The 20,307-nt window shown below is 52.1% G+C and carries 19 protein-coding genes and 2 pseudogenes; 13 read left to right on the forward strand and 8 right to left on the reverse strand.

Going from position 1 to position 20,307, the window contains the following annotated elements:
• The first annotated feature begins 25 nt into the window (after window positions 1-25).
• Window positions 26-670, forward strand: a complete 645-nt coding sequence (locus tag FPL14_RS25515) for a bifunctional 4-hydroxy-2-oxoglutarate aldolase/2-dehydro-3-deoxy-phosphogluconate aldolase (protein WP_182300363.1) — start codon at window positions 26-28, stop codon at window positions 668-670.
• On the forward strand, window positions 667-1,641 hold the full coding sequence (locus FPL14_RS25520; RefSeq protein WP_229263671.1) for a sugar kinase: 975 nt from the start codon (window positions 667-669) through the stop codon (window positions 1,639-1,641). The genes FPL14_RS25515 and FPL14_RS25520 overlap by 4 nt, the downstream gene beginning before the upstream one ends.
• Window positions 1,642-1,710: 69 nt before the next feature.
• On the opposite strand, the gene add is transcribed toward FPL14_RS25520, so the two are convergent.
• Window positions 1,711-2,766: an adenosine deaminase gene (gene add / locus FPL14_RS25525; protein ID WP_182300364.1), complete on the reverse strand. Its 1,056-nt coding sequence runs from the start codon at window positions 2,764-2,766 to the stop codon at window positions 1,711-1,713.
• Window positions 2,767-2,887: 121 nt separating this feature from the next.
• Here add and FPL14_RS25530 point away from each other — a divergent pair, with 121 nt between their 5' ends.
• From FPL14_RS25530 to FPL14_RS25550, 7 genes are all read left to right on the forward strand, one after another.
• A complete protein-coding gene (locus FPL14_RS25530) occupies window positions 2,888-3,787 on the forward strand; it encodes an AraC family transcriptional regulator (RefSeq protein ID WP_182300365.1) in 900 nt (299 codons plus the stop codon).
• Window positions 3,788-3,907: 120 nt separating this feature from the next.
• Window positions 3,908-5,416, forward strand: coding sequence for an alpha-glucosidase/alpha-galactosidase (melA, locus tag FPL14_RS25535; RefSeq protein WP_182300366.1), 1,509 nt, complete (start codon window positions 3,908-3,910; stop codon window positions 5,414-5,416).
• Between the two features lie 231 nt (window positions 5,417-5,647).
• The gene (locus tag FPL14_RS29670; RefSeq protein WP_220471186.1) at window positions 5,648-5,944 is read left to right on the forward strand and encodes a transposase; all 297 of its coding nucleotides are present in this window, start codon (window positions 5,648-5,650) and stop codon (window positions 5,942-5,944) included.
• Window positions 5,945-5,955: 11 nt separating this feature from the next.
• A complete protein-coding gene (locus FPL14_RS25540) occupies window positions 5,956-6,819 on the forward strand; it encodes an IS3 family transposase (protein WP_229263952.1) in 864 nt (287 codons plus the stop codon).
• 25 nt (window positions 6,820-6,844) lie between these two features.
• Entirely contained in the window at window positions 6,845-7,051 is a 207-nt protein-coding gene (locus tag FPL14_RS25545) for a hypothetical protein (protein WP_182300367.1), read from the forward strand.
• Window positions 7,052-7,284: 233 nt separating this feature from the next.
• The gene (locus tag FPL14_RS29675) at window positions 7,285-7,581 is read left to right on the forward strand and encodes a transposase (RefSeq protein ID WP_220471186.1); all 297 of its coding nucleotides are present in this window, start codon (window positions 7,285-7,287) and stop codon (window positions 7,579-7,581) included.
• 11 nt (window positions 7,582-7,592) lie between these two features.
• On the forward strand, window positions 7,593-8,456 hold the full coding sequence (locus FPL14_RS25550) for an IS3 family transposase (protein ID WP_229263952.1): 864 nt from the start codon (window positions 7,593-7,595) through the stop codon (window positions 8,454-8,456).
• Window positions 8,457-8,676: 220 nt separating this feature from the next.
• Here FPL14_RS25550 and FPL14_RS25555 read toward each other — a convergent pair whose 3' ends face one another.
• The 3 genes and pseudogenes from FPL14_RS25555 to FPL14_RS25565 all read right to left on the reverse strand — a co-directional run bounded on the left by FPL14_RS25555 (window position 8,677) and on the right by FPL14_RS25565 (window position 11,311).
• Complete coding sequence (locus FPL14_RS25555) at window positions 8,677-9,531, reverse strand: SDR family oxidoreductase (RefSeq protein WP_182300368.1); 855 nt, start codon at window positions 9,529-9,531, stop codon at window positions 8,677-8,679.
• Window positions 9,528-10,615, reverse strand: a pseudogene (gene uxuA / locus FPL14_RS25560) (mannonate dehydratase). The gene FPL14_RS25555 and the pseudogene uxuA overlap by 4 nt, the downstream one beginning before the upstream one ends.
• A 12-nt stretch (window positions 10,616-10,627) precedes the next feature.
• Window positions 10,628-11,311 (reverse strand): GntR family transcriptional regulator, encoded by a 684-nt coding sequence (locus FPL14_RS25565; protein WP_229263672.1) that lies wholly within the window; start codon window positions 11,309-11,311, stop codon window positions 10,628-10,630.
• A 240-nt stretch (window positions 11,312-11,551) separates the two neighbouring features.
• Here FPL14_RS25565 and FPL14_RS25570 point away from each other — a divergent pair, with 240 nt between their 5' ends.
• Complete coding sequence (locus tag FPL14_RS25570; RefSeq protein ID WP_229263673.1) at window positions 11,552-12,244, forward strand: helix-turn-helix transcriptional regulator; 693 nt, start codon at window positions 11,552-11,554, stop codon at window positions 12,242-12,244.
• Window positions 12,245-12,255: 11 nt separating this feature from the next.
• Window positions 12,256-13,065: a pyruvate, water dikinase regulatory protein gene (locus FPL14_RS25575; RefSeq protein WP_182300370.1), complete on the forward strand. Its 810-nt coding sequence runs from the start codon at window positions 12,256-12,258 to the stop codon at window positions 13,063-13,065.
• A 58-nt stretch (window positions 13,066-13,123) separates the two neighbouring features.
• On the opposite strand, the gene FPL14_RS25580 is transcribed toward FPL14_RS25575, so the two are convergent.
• The 4 genes and pseudogenes from FPL14_RS25580 to arfA form a co-directional block, all read right to left on the reverse strand.
• Complete coding sequence (locus FPL14_RS25580; protein ID WP_182300371.1) at window positions 13,124-14,860, reverse strand: glycine betaine ABC transporter substrate-binding protein; 1,737 nt, start codon at window positions 14,858-14,860, stop codon at window positions 13,124-13,126.
• Window positions 14,853-16,061, reverse strand: a complete 1,209-nt coding sequence (locus FPL14_RS25585) for a quaternary amine ABC transporter ATP-binding protein (RefSeq protein WP_182300372.1) — start codon at window positions 16,059-16,061, stop codon at window positions 14,853-14,855. The genes FPL14_RS25580 and FPL14_RS25585 overlap by 8 nt, the downstream gene beginning before the upstream one ends.
• A 194-nt stretch (window positions 16,062-16,255) precedes the next feature.
• Complete coding sequence (locus FPL14_RS25590; RefSeq protein WP_182300373.1) at window positions 16,256-16,576, reverse strand: hypothetical protein; 321 nt, start codon at window positions 16,574-16,576, stop codon at window positions 16,256-16,258.
• A 168-nt stretch (window positions 16,577-16,744) separates the two neighbouring features.
• Window positions 16,745-18,252 (reverse strand): annotated as a pseudogene (arfA, locus tag FPL14_RS25595) (arabinosylfuranosidase ArfA).
• A 170-nt stretch (window positions 18,253-18,422) separates the two neighbouring features.
• Here arfA and FPL14_RS25600 point away from each other — a divergent pair.
• Together FPL14_RS25600 and FPL14_RS25605 are read left to right on the forward strand one after the other, a co-directional pair.
• On the forward strand, window positions 18,423-19,340 hold the full coding sequence (locus tag FPL14_RS25600) for an ArsR/SmtB family transcription factor (protein ID WP_182300374.1): 918 nt from the start codon (window positions 18,423-18,425) through the stop codon (window positions 19,338-19,340).
• 6 nt (window positions 19,341-19,346) lie between these two features.
• Window positions 19,347-20,303 carry an RluA family pseudouridine synthase gene (locus FPL14_RS25605; protein ID WP_182300375.1) on the forward strand — a complete coding sequence of 319 codons (957 nt, stop codon included), beginning with the start codon at window positions 19,347-19,349 and terminating at the stop codon, window positions 20,301-20,303.
• The last annotated feature ends 4 nt before the right edge of the window (window positions 20,304-20,307 follow it).

Consider the following 20,307-nt stretch of genomic DNA (forward strand, 5'->3'; position numbering starts at 1 on the left):
CGACTACACCCAAAGGAGTTTTCATATGCCTTCAGAAATCATGCAAGCCTTGTCACGAGAGAAAATCGTAGCGATTATTCGCGGCATTTCCGCGGAATCCGGAGATGCGACCGCTAAAGCGTTGGCGGACGGCGGAATCGTTTTCCTTGAAGTTACTTTGAATACCGATGGCGCGCTAAACATGATCTCGCGTTTCCGCGAAAACTACGAAGGCCGTCTGCGCATCGGCGCGGGCACCGTGCTTGACTTGGGACAAGCCAAGGAAGCGGTCGCGGCGGGCGCGGAATATATCATTTCGCCTAACTTGGACGAAGAAGTGATTTACTACGGCGTCGAGAAAGGCGTCGAAGTATGGCCGGGCACGATGACTCCGACGGAGATCGTCCGCGCGTATAAGGCGGGGGCATCCGCGGTCAAGGTATTCCCGATGGGCTCTCTAGGCATTAATTACTTGAAAGAGATTCGCGCTCCGTTGAACCATATTCCGATGGTCGCCACCGGAGGCGTGAACTTGCAAAATATCAATTCCGTTCTGGATGCCGGCGCGATTGCCGTAGGATTAGGCGGAAACCTAGTCGACAAGCAACTGGTGAAGGACGGGAAGTTCGACGAGCTGCTCAAGCTGGCTCAGGCGTTCGTGAATGAGGTTCAAGGGGCGAAGCAGGCATGAGCACCCCTCGGGAAACGGATGTCGTTACTCTAGGGGAGAGCATGGTGTTGCTTCAGCCGATGAGCGAAGGCTCGTTAGCTTATGCGCCTTTGTTTACCCGTTCGATCGCCGGCGCGGAATCGAACGTTTCGATCGGCCTATCCCGGTTGGGATTTAAGGTTCGTTGGATTAGCCGCTTAGGCGCCGATCCGTTCGGCGATTTGATTTTATCCACTTTGGCCGGCGAAGGAATCGACGTGACGCACGTTGCCAGAGACAACGCGTATCCGACCGCGATTTATTTCAAGGAGTTTAAGGGATACGGAGATCCGAACGTCTATTACTATCGCAAAGGATCGGCGATCAGCCGGTTAACGCCTCGCGACGTGGAAGCTTCTTGGCTTCAAGGGGCGAAGCATTTGCATGTAACGGGGATCACGCCTGCCCTCGGCCCCGAGACGGGCGATGCCGTTAAAGAGTTGATGAAGCAAGCTCGCCGGCAGGGAATGACGATCTCTTTCGATCCGAACTTGCGACGCAAGCTTTGGGGCGAAGAGGAAGCGCGGGCGATGCTGCTTTCCTTGATTCCTTTGTGCGACATTTTCTTGCCGGGCGTCGAGGAGGCGGAATTTCTCGTCGGTGAAATGCCTGAAGACCAGTATGGGCCGCGGTTTCTTGAATTAGGAGCCAAGGCTGTCGTGCTTAAGCTAGGTGAACGCGGTTCCAAGGGATTCCTCGCTAACCGTACGGTCGAGGCGAAGCCGTTTCCCGTATCGCGAGTCGTGGACACCGTCGGCGCGGCGATGCTTTCGCTGCCGGATTCCTATCGGGATTTCTGGAGAACGGAGATTTGGAGCAGGAGGACAATCTGCTCAGGGCATTGGAGAGAGCCAACTTCATGGGATCGTTGGCGACGCAGTACAAAGGGGATTGGGAAGGCCTTCCGAAACGGGAAGAGCTTCTCAGGCTATTGTCCGGCGGCAAGGAAATAACGCGATGATGCGAAGACAACCGAGCAGGGGATCATCCCTTACGCTCGGTTGTTTTGTTATTGTGATAGACTAAGATAAGGCGTCGGGAGCATCATATACGCCCAGTTTGATTAGGATCGCTTCGAATTCGCTTTTTAAGGCGGCTTTCTCATGGCTTTCGAGGAAGGAAGCCTCCACTCCGTTCAGAATGAGCTTCGTGATCTCCCGCAGCGTGAAGCCGAACTTCTCCGCGATGACCCGGTATTCATTCGTAATATCCGTACCGGAAACGCCGGGGTTATCGGTATTGACCGTAAACACGATTCCTTGATCGTAATATTCCCTGATCGGATATTCCTCCCAGCCGAGTACGGCTTTAGTCTGGATGTTGCTTGTGGGGCAGAGTTCTAAGGGGATTCTTTGTTCTTTGATCATGTTCAAGACGTCGGAGTTTTCCTTTAACCGTACTCCGTGCCCGATCCGGCGAGCTCCGAGGCGGAGTACCGCCTCTTCGATATTATCCGGACCGGCAGCCTCGCCCGCATGGATCGTTACGGGAATGCCCAGTTCTCTTGCTCTGGCGAACACCTCGCGGAATCGCGCCGCGGGATAGGTCGTTTCATCGCCCGCTAAATCTACGGCTACGAGCCCGTGGCCGATATAATGGAAAGCTGCTTCGATGACTTCCAGGTTCGTTTCGGCGGAATGGTTTCTCATGCAGATGGCGATTGCTCTTGCTTTTACGCCGAACCGGGCTTCTCCGAGCTTTAAGCCTTCAATGACATGGTAGATCGCGTCGGCGGCGGATAGTCCGCCGCTCCGGTGCAATTGCGGGGCGAATCGCACCTCGATATATTTGATCCGTTGCTCGGCTGCTTGTTCGACGACTTCGAACGCGACCTGTTCCAACGATTCTTTGGTTTGCAGATAAGGAAGCACGAAATCGAATTTCGTTAAATATTCCGTAAGATTCGTGCATTCCTCGCCTACTTGCACGTAAGGAAGCAGATCCGTGGCTTCGTAAGATGGAAGGGGAAGGCCTTGTTGATCGGCCAGCTTAAGAAGCGTGGCGGGTTTGATGCATCCGTCGAGATGAACGTGTAAATCCACTTTCGGCAATTCCGACAAAAGGTGCAACGATTCCATCTTGATCAACTCCCTCGCAAATATATGTTATAGAATATAACATGATGATGGAGAAAGTGAAATCCCCTGTTTGTAAATGTGATGTAAATGTAAGGTAAATATTTGATTTTCGGAGGTTGAAATGGTAAACGGGAGCATTTTCGATTCGAATTTATTGAAGGCGGATTACTCTCCGCGCGTATATGCTTACTATTTCAAGCAGTGGGAACAGTTTCGAATGGCTTTCCATCAGCATGATTCCACCGAAATCATGTATGTCATCCAAGGCGATTGCGTCGTCGAATGGAACGGGGGAGCGGGACTTCGGGAGTCGATCAAGCTTACGAAAGGCGAGTTTATCTTATTGGATGCGAACGTGCCTCATCGGCTTATCGTCGAACGGACTTGCCGCATGCTGAACGTCGAGTTCGGTTTTGCCGAGCATGCCGGGAGCTTTCCCTCGATCAAACAAATCGCCGACGAAGAGGATTCGTTGCGCGCGATGATCGAAGCCCCGGCCTCCTATTTGATGCTGCAGGATCCGGATGAAGTTTATCACTCCCTGAAAAGCCTCGTACTGGAACTGGATAAGAGGGACGGCGACGGGGGGATGCTCGATCGTTTGCTCCTAACGCAGCTGTTCATTCGGATTAGCAGGCTAAGAGCCGATTCCCGGAAGAGCGGTTGGCAACAGGCCGAGCATTACGTCAAGCAAAGCATTGAGTTTCTGCACCAGAACTACGATCGCAATATTCTCGTACAAGAGGTTGCCTCCTTCGTGAGCTTGCATCCCGGTTATTTGCAAAGGATATTCAAGTCGCAGACGGGACAAACGTTAATGGAATATTTGACGGCCGTCAGAATGGAAAAGGCGAAAATGCTGCTCCTGCACACCGATATCCCCGTGGCGGACATTTCCGAATACGTCGGTGCGGGCAGCCGGCAATATTTTCACGCGCTCTTCAAGAAACATACGAACATGACTCCTATCGAATTCCGCAATACGATGAATACGCATCATTATCCGGGAATGAAAAAGTGAGGATTGTTGACAGCTTGAGGTTAAGATAGTCATGATTCCGATAACGCTTCCCCGATTAGGCTTGTTACAATGAATTCATCAAATCGATTTCATTTAACATGGACCTGGAGGGCTGTTGATATGTCATTCAAGATTGCATTCATAGGCGCGGGGAGCATCGGATTTACCCGCGGATTGCTTCGTGACTTGCTGAGCGTACCCGAGTTTAAAGACATTGAGGTTGCTTTTACGGACATTAATTCCCGCAACCTCGAGATGGTGACGGAGCTTTGCCAGCGTGACATTAACGAGAACGGGCTGGCGATTCGGATACAAGCGACTACGGATCGGAGACAAGCTTTGACGGGGGCGAAATACGTATTCTGCACGATCCGGGTCGGCGGCTTGGAAGCGTTCGCGACGGATGTAGATATCCCGTTAAAATACGGCGTCGACCAATGCGTCGGCGATACGTTGTCGGCTGGCGGCATTATGTACGGTCAACGCGGTATCGTCGAGATGCTGCAAATTTGCAAAGATATTCGCGAGGTAGCGGCGAAAGACGTTCTGCTCATGAACTACGCCAATCCGATGGCGATGCTGACATGGGCGTGCAATCAGTACGGCGGCGTACGCACGATCGGACTCTGCCATGGCGTGCAGGGCGGACATCGGCAAATCGCCGAGGCATTCGGACTGGAGAAGCAAGATGTCGACATCATTTGCGCGGGCATCAACCACCAGACTTGGTACATCCAGATTCGCCATAGAGGAGAAGATTTGACGGGGAAATTGCTCGAAGCGTTCGAACAGCATCCGGATTTCAGTCGTACGGAAAAAGTGCGAATCGATATGCTTCGCCGATTCGGCTATTATAGCACCGAATCGAACGGCCATCTGAGCGAATACGTGCCATGGTACCGCAAACGCCCGGACGAGATCGAGCAGTGGATCGACCTGGGCAACTGGATTAACGGAGAGACCGGCGGATACTTGCGCGTCTGCACGGAAGGGCGCAATTGGTTCGAGACCGATTTCCCGAACTGGATGAAGGAGCCGGCCATGAAGTATGCGCCGGAAGAACGCGGCGAAGAGCATGGTTCCTATATTATCGAAGGCTTGGAAACCGGCAGGGTTTATCGAGGGCATTTCAACGTAAGAAACAACGACGTCATTGCGAACTTGCCTGGAGATGCCATTATCGAAGCTCCGGGATATGCGGATCGCAACGGAATTTCCATGCCGATCGTCGGCAACCTTCCGCTGGGTCCGGCAGCGGTATGCAACGTCAGCATTTCCGTTCAACGTCTTGCGGTTGAAGCGGCCGTTCATGGCGACGACAAGCTGCTTCGTCAAGCTTTCATGATGGATCCATTAGTCGGAGCGGTGTGCAATCCGAAAGAAATATGGCAGATGGTAGACGAGATGCTCGTCGCTCAGGAGAAGTGGCTTCCGCAATACGGAGAAGCGATTGCCGAAGCGAAGCAACGTCTTGCCGCCGGCAACCTCATCCCGACGAACGAAGGCTACCGCGGCGCCGCTCGCTTGAAGGTGAAGACGGTGGAAGAGATGCAATTGGACCGAGAATCCGCCAACAAGAACGCCGGCGATTCCGACAAGGGCAAAGAACGGACGAAGGTTGGTCACTGAGGCGATCGAGAAGAGTGGATGATCGGGGTGTGAGCCCCGTGCTTCCACTCTTTTTTGCGATTTATAAAGTGGCTGAGCCGAGAGTGGTGAATTAACGGTGCTGAGCACCGTTAATTCGCGTCGGAGCCCGCAAAAAGCGTTAATTACGGTGCTGATGCAACTAGAATAAAAAGTGGACACCTCATAAGAGAATGCAGATAATTAACACAACAAAATGAAGAGGTGTCCGGCATGGGTGAGCATAGACAACGTTACAGCGACGAATTTAAGGAACAAGCAGTCAAGTACATTCAGGAACAAACGAAGACAATACCTCAAATTGCAGAGGAACTGAATGTACCGGTAGGCACATTGCATCAGTGGATGGCGAAGTACCGCAAGTTCGAGAACGAGCCGCTGGTAGATCGCGAGACAATCCGCCAGAAGGATGAGCAGCTTCTAGAGCAAGAGCGCCAGATCGAAGACCTCAAGGAGGAAATCGCCATCCTAAAAAAGGCCATGCACATCTTCAGCAAAGAAAGGAACTAAGGTTCCGGTTCATTGAAGATCATCGCTCCGAGTTTCGAATCGAGAAGATGTGCGTCGTTTTAGATGTATCGCGGAGCGGCTACTACAATTGGGTTCAAGAGAAAGCCGAACAAAATAGCTATCAGAAACGTCGTAAGGCACTACTGGCGCGTATTACATGGCTTTTTCTAGATTCCAAAAGACGTTACGGCAGCCCGAAAATCACGAAGCTACTGCGGGATGAAGGATGGACGGTTTCCGAGCGTTTGGTCGGCAAGCTCATGAGCGAAAACGCGCTTCGGTCATGCGTTTCTAAGAAGTTCCGTGTCACTACGACGGATTCCAATCACACGCTCCCTATTGCGCCAAATGTACTGAATCAGAATTTTAAGACAACGGCTCCGAACAAGGTTTGGGTAACGGACATTACTTACGTACCGTGCCGCGAAGGGCGCATGTATCTGGCAAGCATCATGGATCTTTACACGCGCAAAATCGTGGGCTGGAAGTTGGGTGACCGAATGACGACGGATTTAGTGCTAGCTGCGTTGGACCAAGCTTATAAGGCTCAAAAGCCCTCAAAAGGGCTAATACACCACTCCGATCGCGGCTCACAGTATGCCTCGGACGAATACCGCAAACGGCTAAAACAGTACAGAATGAAAGCCAGCATGAGCCGGAAAGGCAATTGCTACGACAACGCCTGCATCGAATCGTTCCATAGCGTGCTCAAGAAAGAGTTTATTTACTGTACGCGTTTCAGGACGAAAGTCCAAGCACAGCAAGAGATGTTCGAGTATATTGAGTTCTTTTATAATCGTAAAAGAATTCATGGTTCTTTAGGCTACGTTTCGCCGGATCGGTTCGAAGCCATGTACTACAAGATGTTGGGGTAACTTCGCTTAACGGGTGTCCACTTTCTTGACAGAGGTCCATGAGCACCGTAATATCACGGCGGAGCCCGCAAAAAGCGTGGATAACGGTGCTGAGCACCGTAATATCACGGCGGAGCTCGCAAAAAGCGTGAATAACGGTGCTGAGCACCGTTATTTCGCGTCGGAGCCCGCAAAAAGCGTGAATAACGGTGCTGAGCACCGTAATATCACGGCCCGCAAAAAGCGTGAATAACGGTGCTGAGCACCGTAATATCACGGCCCGCAAAAAGCGTGAATAACGGTGCTGAGCACCGTAATATCACGGCGGAGCCCGCAAAAGCGTGGATAACGGTGCTGAGCACCGTAATATCACGGCGGAGCTCGCAAAAAGCGTGAATAACGGTGACTGATGCAACTAGAATAAAAAGTGGACACCTCATAAGAGAATGCAGATAATTAACACAACAAAATGAAGAGGTGTCCGGCATGGGTGAGCATAGACAACGTTACAGCGACGAATTTAAGGAACAAGCAGTCAAGTACATTCAGGAACAAACGAAGACAATACCTCAAATTGCAGAGGAACTGAATGTACCGGTAGGCACATTGCATCAGTGGATGGCGAAGTACCGCAAGTTCGAGAACGAGCCGCTGGTAGATCGCGAGACAATCCGCCAGAAGGATGAGCAGCTTCTAGAGCAAGAGCGCCAGATCGAAGACCTCAAGGAGGAAATCGCCATCCTAAAAAAGGCCATGCACATCTTCAGCAAAGAAAGGAACTAAGGTTCCGGTTCATTGAAGATCATCGCTCCGAGTTTCGAATCGAGAAGATGTGCGTCGTTTTAGATGTATCGCGGAGCGGCTACTACAATTGGGTTCAAGAGAAAGCCGAACAAAATAGCTATCAGAAACGTCGTAAGGCACTACTGGCGCGTATTACATGGCTTTTTCTAGATTCCAAAAGACGTTACGGCAGCCCGAAAATCACGAAGCTACTGCGGGATGAAGGATGGACGGTTTCCGAGCGTTTGGTCGGCAAGCTCATGAGCGAAAACGCGCTTCGGTCATGCGTTTCTAAGAAGTTCCGTGTCACTACGACGGATTCCAATCACACGCTCCCTATTGCGCCAAATGTACTGAATCAGAATTTTAAGACAACGGCTCCGAACAAGGTTTGGGTAACGGACATTACTTACGTACCGTGCCGCGAAGGGCGCATGTATCTGGCAAGCATCATGGATCTTTACACGCGCAAAATCGTGGGCTGGAAGTTGGGTGACCGAATGACGACGGATTTAGTGCTAGCTGCGTTGGACCAAGCTTATAAGGCTCAAAAGCCCTCAAAAGGGCTAATACACCACTCCGATCGCGGCTCACAGTATGCCTCGGACGAATACCGCAAACGGCTAAAACAGTACAGAATGAAAGCCAGCATGAGCCGGAAAGGCAATTGCTACGACAACGCCTGCATCGAATCGTTCCATAGCGTGCTCAAGAAAGAGTTTATTTACTGTACGCGTTTCAGGACGAAAGTCCAAGCACAGCAAGAGATGTTCGAGTATATTGAGTTCTTTTATAATCGTAAAAGAATTCATGGTTCTTTAGGCTACGTTTCGCCGGATCGGTTCGAAGCCATGTACTACAAGATGTTGGGGTAACTTCGCTTAACGGGTGTCCACTTTCTTGACAGAGGTCCATGAGCACCGTAATATCACGGCGGAGCTCGCAAAAAGCGTGAATAACGGTGCTGAGCACCGTAATGTCGCCGCTTTGGCGAAATCCCATCGTCAACAAAAAAGGTCAACCATGTCTGGTCGACCTTAATCATATTCCTACCATAGGTTCTCCTATGGGCAAGCCTATTTAGATGAATGTGACCTAAACGCCCGAATATGCCATGAAGCCGCCGTCGACGGGAATGACGGTTCCGGTAACGAATCCGGAGGTCGTGTGGTCCGCCAGCCAGAGCAGCGTGCCGATCAAGTCGTCCGGCTCGCCGAATCTGCGCATAGGCGTGTTAGATAAGATTTTATGAGACCGTGCGGTAAGCGAGCCGTCCGGGTTGGTGAGAAGACTGCGGTTCTGCTCGGTTAGGAAGAAGCCGGGCGCGATCGCGTTAACGCGGATACCCGCCTCCGCCATATGAACGGCCAGCCATTGCGTAAAGTTGTTAATCGCGGCTTTGGCTGCGCTATAAGCGGGTACTTTGGTCATCGGGCTGGGCGCGCTCATCGACGAAATGTTGATGACGGTAGCGCCGGGACGTCCGATCATCCCTTTCGCGAACGCCTGCGTCGGAATCAGCGTTCCGATGAAGTTAAGGTCGAGCACGTTGCGGAATCCTTGGACGCTAAGGTCGAAAAATGTCGTCCGTTCGGGCTGATCGAGGTCATCCGTGTTAAAGGTTTCCAGAGTCGTGTTCGCGCTAGGATGATTGCCGCCGGCCCCGTTAATAAGGATGTCGCATGGACCTAGCCGTTCGCGGACGAACTGCTCGGCCGCCTTGACGCTATCCGCGTCGGTCACGTCGCATGCAGCCGATATCGCGTGATGTCCGAGTCGGCGAATGTGCTCGGCTACCGCGGCTCCTTTTGCCTCCGTCCGGTTCAAGACCGCAATCTTGGCGCCTTGTCTCGCTAACTCCACTGCCATCGCTTGGCACAGAACGCCGGAACCGCCGGTCACGACTACGACTTTTCCATGTAGATGAGGGTGCTTCGGCCATTCCTTCATACGGATTTTTTCCTCTCTTCCCGTTGACTAGCGCGTTCCATAGAATCCCATACTCCCCACAAATACATAATCCCTAGAGCCCGATCGTATAAACCGTAGCCTGGACGGCATTGCTCTCCCCATATGTGCCTGCCATGATCCGGTCGGCAGTAGCCTTTATAACCGTTCTCATGGTATGCCCGCACGATTCCGGCGATATCGACCGTTCCGTCCTGGGTTCGATGGGAAGTCTCGATGAAGTCTCCATTGTCGTATACGCGTACGTTGCGAATATGAGTGAACGGGATGCGATCCGCGAATTCATGAACCATCGACACGATATCGTTGGCCGGGTTGGCGCCGAGCGAGCCGCTGCATAGCGTGATTCCGTTAGACGGACTATCATGCAGTTTAAGGAATCTTCGCAAATGGCGTTGGCTCGTTATGATTCGCGGCAGCCCGAAGATCGGCCAAGGCGGATCGTCCGGGTGGATAGCCATTTGGATGCCGTTGCGTTCCGCTGCGGGGATGATGGCTTGGAGAAAATAGTCCAAGTTGCGCCATAAGTCTTCCGCGGTAACATCGCGATAGGCATCGAATAAGGAGGAGAGATGCGCCAGGCGTTCCGGTTCCCATCCGGGCATGCTTAGCTCGGAGTTTTCCGTAATATTGCGAACCAGCTCAGCCGGATCTACGTCGGTTGTCTTGCTATTCTCGAAGAATAGCGCGGTAGAGCCGTCATCCATCGCTTTGAACAAGTCGGTCCGAACCCAGTCGAACACGGGCATGAAATTATAGCAGATTACTTTGACCCCGATCTGTCCAAGCTTCTCGATCGTGCGAACGTAATTCTCGATGTATTTATCCCGGGACGGAAGCCCAGCTTAATGTCCTCATGAACGTTGACGCTCTCGACGACCTCGATGTGCAGTCCAGCGCGGGCCGCTTGTTCGCGGATGCTTATCAAGCGATCCAACGGCCATTCTTCTCCGGCCGGCACGTCATGGAGCGACCAGACGATGCCTTCCACGCCGGGGATTTGCCTGATTTGATCTAGCGTTACGGTATCGTTTCCTTCTCCGAACCAACGGAATACCATGCGCATCGTTCTCACCGCCTATTTGAGTTTGAAAAAATGAGGATATTCCTCTTGCAGCACGACCAAATTGGAAATGCTTAAGCTTAGGTGCTTCTTCATGATGCTTTCGGCATAATCCGGATTCCGATTGCGAATCGCTTCTACCAAATCTTTGTGCTGCTCGTAGAGCGGTTCCCAATGCGAATCGGCCAGAAGCCAGAGAACCCGGCTGCGATTGAAGTGGGCATTCATCTGCTCGATGGCGGACCAAGTCCTCAGCTTACGGCAACCTTCGAATAAGATTCGGTGAAAAGCGTCGTCAAGCCGGTACATGCGTTGATTGTCTTGTTGGCCAATGCTTTCGACTTGCAGGTCGAGATTGGCATCAAGAGCCTGAAGCAACGATTCGGGAAATCTTTCACAGGCTAAGCGAACGACAGCTCTTTCCAGCTGTTCCCGCATGAAACGCCCTTCCTCGATGAGTTCCGGATCGATAAGCGATACTTGCGTGCCTCGTTGCGGCAGGACGTTGACGAGTCCTTCCTGAGCAAGCCTAACGAAGCTTTCTCGTACGGGCGTACGGCTCATTTGGAACACGGCGGACATCTCTTTCTCGGATAGTGCCGTGCCCGGGGGCAGCTCGAGACTTAGAATTTGTTCCTTCAACCGCGCGTAGACGATGTGGCTTGCCGTTCCCTGCTGCGGCTCCGAGCTCTGGTTCAATGAATTCACCACCATTACGTTTATCGTATAGTTAGATTGTAACACACTGACATACTAGTATGGTAGTATGTCAGTTCATTTTTTCAACTCGAATTTTCCGCACGCATAATAGAAGTTATCTCTATTAATTAATCATTAAAAAGATAAAAACGACCGAATTTCAACAATATATAAAGATATAGGGTTAAATGTTGTGTCATAAATAGGATTATGGTATACCATATATAAGATTTGCATTCGTTGAGAATAACGGAAGCGGGCTTTAAGGCCAAACGAAGGAGTGAGACGGCTATCGAACTCACGGTAAGGCAGTTAGCGATTATCGATCTCGTGAAAAAACAAGCTCCCATTACCGGAGAGCAAATCGCCGAGTATTTGGGAATCAGCCGTCCGACCATCAGGTCGGACTTGTCCGTATTGGTAATGCTGGGCTATATCGACGCCAAGCCGAAGGTCGGGTACTTTCTCGGCAAGGTCATGACCTCCGAGGGTCGGCAGAGCGAGAAGTTCATGAACCTTAAGGTGAAGGACGTCATGAACCGGCCGGTCGTCATCGCGGAGAGTTCAACGGTAAACGATGCAGTCATTTCCTTATTCGTCGAGAATACCGGATTCCTGACCGTTACGGACGAACAGGGCACGCTTACGGGAATGGTTTCCTTGAAAGATTTGCTTAAAGTAACTTTGGGCAATCCGAATGCGACTTCTATCCCGATCAGTATGGTCATGACGAGAGTGCCTCGTCTTGCGTTTGTTTCTCCCGATGATTCCGTGCTGGAAGCCGCCAAAAAAATGCTGGATCATCATGTAGGAGGGTTGCCGGTCGTGAATGCGCATGGTGACCGCAGCCGTCTCGAAGTAGTCGGGAGAATTACGAAAACGAACATGACGCAAGCATTGGTAGACTTGACCTCGGGGTTTATTGCTGAGTAGGGGGAGAATGGATGTCGGAGCAAAGCCAGAAGGTTATATTCGTCTGTTCGGACGCCGTCGGGGAAACCGCGGAGGCCGTCGCGAAAGCGACAGCTCGTCAATTCGCGACCGAGCAGGTCAAGATCAAAAGATACGGACACATTAAACACGAGGATGAGATTAAGTCCATCATCCAAGAGGCGATCCAGGCGGGCGGTTTCATCGCTTATACTCTCGTTCAGCCGGAACTGCGCGAGACGATGAGGGAAGAGTCGATCAAGCAAGGCGTGAGGGCCGTCGACGTCATGGGCCCGATGATGCAAGCTTTTATCGAAACGTTTAATGACTCGCCCAAATATAAACCCGGATTGCTGCATGAAATGGACGAGAACTACTATCGTAAAATAGAAGCGGTCGAGTTCGCGGTCAAATACGACGACGGAAAAGACGTTCGGGGATTGTTGCAAGCCCAGGTCGTACTTGTCGGGGTATCCCGAACATCGAAAACGCCGCTAAGCATTTATTTGGCCCATAAGGGGATCAAGACGGCGAACTACCCGCTTACGATTGAGGTTAAGCCGCCGCAAGAACTGTTTACTGCATCGAATCGGCTTGTCGTCGGCCTGACGATGCAGCCCGAGCGATTGCTGAAGATCCGCACGGAACGATTAAAAGCTCTAGGGCTGCCGAGCCAGGCGAATTACGCCTCCATGGAGCGGATACAGAAGGAACTGCGCTTTGCGTCGGACATCATGGACAAATTGCAATGTCCGATTATCGATGTGTCCGAGAAGGCGATCGAGGAAACCGCCGGACTCATTATGGAGTTGCTGACGCCTTGAAAAGAAGCTGTCCCGGTAGCGGAACTTTTTGTTTCCGTTAGACGGGACAGCTTCTTTTTTATGAACTCTTCAATTCCTCGATCGATTGGACGTCCATATATTTCGGCACGACGAAGCCTAATCTCGTTCCGGTGAGGTTCTCGCCTAAATCCTCGAATTTGCCTTTGTACTTCTTGTAATAATCGATGGAAGTTGTCGGGAGCCAGGCAGCCACCATCGCATCCGCATCCCCGTTCGCGATACCCGCCCACATGGGGCCGATCTCCACTTGGAGCATATCGACCTTATAACCGAGCCGATCTTCCAATACGTTCTTGACGACGTAAGTGCTGGCTATTTCGGAGTCCCATGCGACGTATGCCAACTTCAGGCGCCGGCCGGAACCGGGAGAGACTCCTTTCACCCACGATTCCACGAGACCGGAATTTTCTTTCACCCATTGGTTAGCGGCATCGTCGGGAGCGGCCCCTCCGCTAATCCGGATCATGACCTTCTCCATGTCGGAGGGCTCCCAATGGAATCGGTCCAGAAAGCGAAAGGCGGCAGGCTCATCCTTGCTCAGGTTAAGGCGGGTTATCGTATGGATTTGCTCGCTTTCCCCGAAAGCTTGTTTGGGATCGTCCAAATACTTGAGGTCGTACTTCACGAACATCCAATGAGGCGTCCACCCGGTCACGATAATCGGTTGTTCGTTCTTGTAAGCTTTATCCAATGCGGCCGTCATGGCCGTGCCCGATCCCTCCAACAAAGTCCAACCTTCTAATCCGTAATCCTCGATCGCTTTGGCCGATGCCTTCATCAATCCGGCTCCCGGGTCAATCCCGACGATGCGGTACCCGACCTGTTCCCCGATCGCGTTTTTGTTGCCCTTATCCATAGTTAAAGTACTCTGATATATCCATGCTGCCGCCAGTACGACGACAAGACCGATTGCGAACAGCGATACGCTTCTTAACCAGCCCTTGTTCCTCTTGCGGTTGGAATTAACGAGTTTTTGCGACATCCGATCCAGCAGAATGGCTAGAATGACGACCGCCAATCCTGCCTCGAAGCCTTTGCCGGTATTCAACTGAGTAACGGACCGGTAAACGTCTGCGCCGACCCCTTGGGCTCCGATCATGGAAGCGATGACGACCATCGATAAGCTAAGCATGATCGTCTGGTTAATGCCGGCCATCATGCTGGGCAGAGCAAGCGGCAATTGCACTTGGAACAATTTCTGGCGAGGAGTAGAGCCGAAGGCGTCGGCAGCTTCGATGAGCTCTTCCGGCACTTGGCGGATTCCAAGATTCGTTAAACGAATCGTGGGCGCGATGGAAAAAATAACGGAAGCGATGACCCCCGGAACGACTCCCAATCCGAAAAAGGTAACGGCCGGAATCAAATAGACGAACGCCGGCATCGTCTGCATGAAATCAAGTATCGGGGTCAGGACGTTCCGCACGCCGCGGGATCGCGCGCAGGCGATGCCTAACGGAAGACCGAGCACGAGCGAGACGAGCGAAGCGGTTAAGACGAGAGCGGTCGTATCCATCGTGGGCGACCAATATCCGAGATTCCAAATTAACGACAATCCGATTACGGCGAACAGGGTAAGCGACCAACGTCCTAATCGATAGGCGGCAACGCCTAAGAGCGCGATAATTAGCCAGGCGGGCAGTAATTGAAGCACGTTGGAAAACGCGGTTACCGTTCCGCCGATAATCGAAGCCAGACAATCGAATAGGAAACCGATGTTCGCGGCCAACCAGTCCACGATCGTCTCTACCCAACGGTCCAAGGGAAGCTTAGGCATTCGGTTGTCCTCCCGTACCAGACTCGTCGGTACTGCCCGATAACGCGGACAGAACGGCGCCTCGCAAAATGATGCCCAGCAATCTTCCGCTTTCGGAGACGACGGCTCCGGGAATGCGGCTGTTGCCCACGACGTCGAACAGCTCGTTCAGATGCTGATCCGGGCTGAAGACCGGGACGTCGCGAATGACGATGTCCATGAGCGTCTGCCCGGCGCGGATGGCCGTTAAAGCGTCTTCGGCCGTTATCGCTCCGATCAATTTCTTGGACTTATCGACGACGTATAGATTGGATACCCCGCTGTCGCGCATGAACTGCAGCGCGACGCGAGGTCCGCGATCGGGACTTATCGTCTCGGGTCTGATCATGACATGGGAAGCGGTTAGCACTTTAGACAGATCGACGTCTTCCACGAATCGCGCGACGTATTTGTTGGCGGGATTGATCATGATCTCCTCGGGCGTTCCGATCTGAACGACCGAGCCGTCGCGCATAAGCGCAACCCGATCGCCGATACGCAGCGCTTCGTCGAGATCGTGCGTAATGAAAATAATCGTTTTCTTCATCGTGCTTTGGAGCTCCAATAGCTCGTCCTGCATGTCTTTGCGGATAAGCGGGTCCAGCGCGCTAAAAGCCTCGTCCATGAGAAGAATATCGGGTTCGTTGGCGAGCGCCCTCGCGAGTCCCACCCGCTGTTGCATGCCTCCGCTCAGTTGATCGGGATAGCGGGACTCCCATCCTTCCAAACCGACGAGCCGGAGGGAGTTTAATGCTTTTTCGCGTCTCGTTTGCTTGTCCGTTCCTCTGATTTCCATCCCGTATTCGACGTTCTCGATAACAGTTTTATGCGGGAATAACGCGAATTTTTGGAACACCATAGCCATGCTTTGTCTCCGAACGGTTCTCAGTTGTTGCGGATTCATGGCGACGATATCTTTCCCGTGGATCAGCACGCTTCCTCCGGTTGGCTCGATTAAACGGTTCAAGAGGCGGACCAAAGTCGATTTACCGCTGCCGGATAGTCCCATGATCACGAAAATTTCGCCTTCTTCTATGCTAAAGCTGACGCGGTTGACTCCTACCGTCATTTTGGTTTTCTCGTAAATCGCTTTTTTGCTTAACCCTTGCGCGAGCAGAGCAATGGCTCTCTCGGGCTCGCTGCCGAAAATCTTGGTTAACTCCCTTACTTCGACTATAGGCATAGACCCTCCGCTTTCTTGACGTTGACTTTGATCGATCGCTAAGTGTTAGATTTAGCCAAATAAGGCAACTTTACGCGCGAGAGGGTAGGGAATGTTCGATTTCCGGGAAAACAAACAAAGCCTGGGTCAACCGAGGAAGAATTCTCCCTGGGTTCACTCAGGCTTTGTTTGATTGCTTATCGTTACCCGACCGATTACTGATCGAGTAAATGACGAATCATCTGTTGCTTGCGTTGGGAGCAAGGAAGGCGTTTCGAGGTGTCGCCGAAGAAAATATGCTGTTCACCCAACACCGAAATGTTGCGTACGTTGACGTAACAGTCGGACGAGACGCGGAAGAAAGTCGAAGTATCCGTAATGAGGCGGTTTCTTTCATCGGCGGACATTCTCTTTTTGATGTTGTAATTCCGTCCGTGAAAGCTGATTAATCCATGTGCTCCGACTTTGAAGAACAACGTGTCCTGACGAGGCTCGAAGTCCTCGTACACATTTTTCCCCTGCAGCGCTACATTCATCGTTCCAATTCCCCCTTAGAATGATGTTGCTTTGGTAGCGCTTTCAGTATAACACAGATTTCGGCGTTTTGGGTAACATTCCTAAAAAAATTATAAAAAATCACAATAAATGAAGAAGCCTCGAAGCGACTAAGGAATGAATCCCTAAGGTAACTTCGAGGCTTTTCGTTATTGCAAGCTGATTCGAATGACGTTCCACGATGCTTTGCTCAACGCGGCATTAATCTTCGTACCGTCCGCAGCAGCGTTACCGTTCGCGTTCGGTTTAACGCGGCCGGGTTGGCTAGCCGTATTCGTCGCCTTAAGGTCATCGTTCTCGAGCACAATATGCTCGATGACGCTGCAAGAGCCGAAGCTGCGCAGGTCGACTTCCAGCGGCAGGGAGTCGGTCAGATTGCGATTAACCGCGAATACCGTTACTTCCTTAGCTTGCTCGTTGTATACGGCGATCGATTCGAGGTAAGGAATATCCGTAATTTCCTTCGTATCGTATTTCGGAGACTGAACAAGCGGAACGAGCGCTTGGCCGCGGCCGAATACGGATGCGTGCATGTAAGGGTAATAGATCGTCTGCGCCCAAGCTTGGCCGCCATTCTCCGTCATGATCGGGGCGATGACGTTAACGAGTTGGGCTAAGCAAGCCATCTTGACTCGGTCTGAGTTTTTCAGCAGGGCGATAAGCAAGCAACCTACGACTAAGGCATCTTCCATCGTATAGACGTCTTCCAGCTGCGGAGGCGCGATTTGCCACGGCTCGATTTGTTTGTCCGCGTCGTTGGAGTGGAACCATACGTTCCACTCGTCGAACGACAGGTTCATCGTTTTCTTGCTTCTTTTCTTAGCTTTAATGTAGTCGCAAGTCGCGACGACGCTGCGGATGAAATCTTCCATCTCGAGCGAACGCCCGAGGAAGGTAGCCGTATCGTTCCCGTGATTACCGTAGTAGCTGTGCAAGGAAAGGAATTCAACGTGGTCGTAAGTATGGTCGAGAACGGTAGCTTCCCATTCCGGATAGGTGGCCATCATCTTGCCTGAGCTGCCGCAAGCGACGAGCTCGATGGAGGGTCGACCCATTTCATGACTTTCGCCGATTCGGCGGCGATCCGGCCGTACTCGACCGCCGTCTTCGCGCCGATCTGCCAAGGGCCGTCCATCTCGTTGCCTAAGCACCATGTTTTGATGCCGTGCGGCCGTTCGTAGCCGTGACGGATTCGCAAGTCGCTCCAATAAGAGCCGGAAGTGTGGTTCGCGTATTCGACGATGTTGCGAGCTTCATCGACCCCGTGAGTACCGAGGTTAATGGCCCACATGATATCCGTGCCCGCGATGCGGGACCAGTCGACGAATTCGTTCAGTCCGAATTGGTTAGGCTCGACCGTTCTCCAAGCGAGCTCAAGCCGGCTTGGGCGCTGATCCTTCGGTCCGATTCCGTCTTTCCAATCGTAACCCGAGACGAAGTTGCCTCCCGGATAACGAATAATCGGGACGCGAAGGTCTTGGATCAAAGATAGAACATCTTTGCGGAATCCGCGCTCGTCGGCTGCGGGATGGCCCGGTTCATAGATTCCGCCGTAAACCGCGCGGCCAAGATGCTCGATGAACGAGCCGTAAATACGATCGTCGATTGCGGAGATAACGAAGTCTTTGTCGACGATCATTGTAGCTTTGTTGGACATGATGATCTCTCCTTGGAATAACAAAATTATTAATCAATAAACATATATATCTATTCAAAACATATTAAACAGGATAGAGAGGCGTTTGGCAACATGTTTTTAACAAAAAGATTTGATCTTTTTAGGATTTATATTTATATTAATCTAAGGAAAAGAAGGGGAGGTCCCCGATGATAAGAGCGAATACGGATCGAAAGTGGCTTCCGTTGTATGAGGCTCTGGCAAGCGAAGTGCGCTTGCGGATCCTGGAATTGTTAGCCGAGAAGCCCATGAACTTAAAGGAAATCGCCGAGAGGCTTGAACTGAGCAGCGCGATTCTTACTATGCACGTGCGCAAGCTGGAGCTGGCGGAATTGATTCATACGAAGATGGTTCGCAAGGAAGGCGGTACGCATAAGATTTGCTCTTTGGCGGAAACCGGAGTGGAAATCTCGTTGCCGCAGGCCGGCGCGACGGAAAGACTGTACTACGAGCAAAATATTCCCGTCGGTCATTACACTTCGTTCGAGGTTTATCCGACGTGCGGATTGGCTACAAGAGAGAAGATGGTCGGCCAATACGACGACCCGCGTTATTTTCTGGATCCCGAACGGGTGAACGCGGCCATCCTATGGTTCGGCAAAGGCTACGTCGAATATAAAGTGCCGAATTACTTGTTGCCCAGCCAGGCGCCGGAGGAGTTGGAAATCTCGTTCGAGATCGCGTCCGAAGCGCCGGGGGCGAACGACCAATGGCCTTCGGATATCCGCTTCTATCTTAACGGCGAGCGGCTAGGGGAATGGACGAGCCCGGGCGATTTCGGGGCGCACACCCGAGGGCGTTTCACCCCGGAATGGTGGCGGATCGAGGTCAACCAATACGGCTTATGGAAAGTCCTTCGAATCAATCGAAGCGGCACGTACATGGACGGCCAGAAAATATCCGATACGACGCTAGACGAGCTGAGACTGGATAAGCACTTCTGGACGCTGAGGTTCGCGGTGGAAGACGATGCGCCCCATGTGGGCGGCCTGACTTTGTACGGATCGGGCTTCGGCAACTATAATCAAGATATTCAAATTCGCGTGTATTACGGCCAGAGGAGATAACGAACTATGATTAACCGTAAAATTACCCCTTCCGAGGGCGGCAAAAGGCTGCATCGGTTCCTTAGAAACTTGATGCCCAACATTCCTCTGGGGCAAATCTATAAGATGATCGATTCCGGCAAAGTCAAGGTGAACGGGAAGAGGAAAAACCAGAATTACGAATTGGCAGCCGGAGACGAGCTCGTACTGTACGTAGAGGAAGCGGCATATCAAGAGGCGAGTATCGGCCAGAAGAAAACGAAGTATGTCGGCGTTAACGCCAATATTGACGTCTTGTACGAAGATGCCGAGCTGCTGGTCGCAATTAAACCGGTAGGCATGCTGACGCATCCCGATCAAGCGGATCAGAAGGACACGCTGGTCAATCGCGTGCATGCTTATTTGTATCGCAAAGGGGAGCTGGACAGTCCGCTGTTCATGCCCGCGACGGCAAACCGGTTGGATCGGAATACGAGCGGCATCGTGCTTGTCGGGAAGACGGCCGGGATGCTGCATCAATTAAACCAATGGATCCAGAAGCACGAGCTGCAAAAATATTACGTCACGATCGTCGAAGGCAGGCTGGCGGGCGAAGGGACATTGGCGGGAGATCTTATCCGCGACGAGAAGAAAAATCGGACCCATGTCGTAGGCAGCCTTACGGATGTTGCGAAGCACGGAGGCGCAGATCAGGTGAAGTCGGCGGAAACGCGTTACCGGGTGCTGCAAACCGGTGCTTCATACTCCTTCGTAGAGATCGAACTGATCAGCGGCCGGACGCATCAAATCCGCACCCATTTTCAGAATATCGGGCACTCTCTGCTGGGAGACATCAAGTACGGGGGCAAGAGATTCGGCGACGTGAACCATCAGTTGTTGCATGCTTGGCGCATCGTCTTGCCCGACGGCCGGGAGTTCAAGGCTCCGTTGCCGGTCCAAATGCGCACGGTCGCCGGCCAAGTCGGGTTGAATCCGAACGTTTAGCAAA

This window comes from Cohnella cholangitidis, assembly GCF_014107495.1.
GTDB lineage: Bacteria > Bacillota > Bacilli > Paenibacillales > Paenibacillaceae > Cohnella > Cohnella cholangitidis.

Excerpts from the sequence above, each read along its gene's own strand:
- FPL14_RS25530 (WP_182300365.1), top strand. The coding sequence starts at position 2,888 with ATGGTAAACGGGAGCATTTTCGATTCGAATTTATTGAAGGCGGATTAC.
- FPL14_RS29675 (WP_220471186.1), top strand. The coding sequence starts at position 7,285 with ATGGGTGAGCATAGACAACGTTACAGCGACGAATTTAAGGAACAAGCA.
- FPL14_RS25580 (WP_182300371.1), bottom strand. The coding sequence starts at position 14,860 with ATGCCTAAGCTTCCCTTGGACCGTTGGGTAGAGACGATCGTGGACTGG.
- add (WP_182300364.1), bottom strand. The coding sequence starts at position 2,766 with ATGGAATCGTTGCACCTTTTGTCGGAATTGCCGAAAGTGGATTTACAC.
- FPL14_RS25520 (WP_229263671.1), top strand. The coding sequence starts at position 667 with ATGAGCACCCCTCGGGAAACGGATGTCGTTACTCTAGGGGAGAGCATG.
- FPL14_RS25555 (WP_182300368.1), bottom strand. The coding sequence starts at position 9,531 with ATGAAGGAATGGCCGAAGCACCCTCATCTACATGGAAAAGTCGTAGTC.
- FPL14_RS29670 (WP_220471186.1), top strand. The coding sequence starts at position 5,648 with ATGGGTGAGCATAGACAACGTTACAGCGACGAATTTAAGGAACAAGCA.
- FPL14_RS25585 (WP_182300372.1), bottom strand. The coding sequence starts at position 16,061 with ATGCCTATAGTCGAAGTAAGGGAGTTAACCAAGATTTTCGGCAGCGAG.
- FPL14_RS25575 (WP_182300370.1), top strand. The coding sequence starts at position 12,256 with ATGTCGGAGCAAAGCCAGAAGGTTATATTCGTCTGTTCGGACGCCGTC.
- FPL14_RS25600 (WP_182300374.1), top strand. The coding sequence starts at position 18,423 with ATGATAAGAGCGAATACGGATCGAAAGTGGCTTCCGTTGTATGAGGCT.
- FPL14_RS25515 (WP_182300363.1), top strand. The coding sequence starts at position 26 with ATGCCTTCAGAAATCATGCAAGCCTTGTCACGAGAGAAAATCGTAGCG.
- FPL14_RS25590 (WP_182300373.1), bottom strand. The coding sequence starts at position 16,576 with ATGAATGTAGCGCTGCAGGGGAAAAATGTGTACGAGGACTTCGAGCCT.
- melA (WP_182300366.1), top strand. The coding sequence starts at position 3,908 with ATGTCATTCAAGATTGCATTCATAGGCGCGGGGAGCATCGGATTTACC.
- FPL14_RS25605 (WP_182300375.1), top strand. The coding sequence starts at position 19,347 with ATGATTAACCGTAAAATTACCCCTTCCGAGGGCGGCAAAAGGCTGCAT.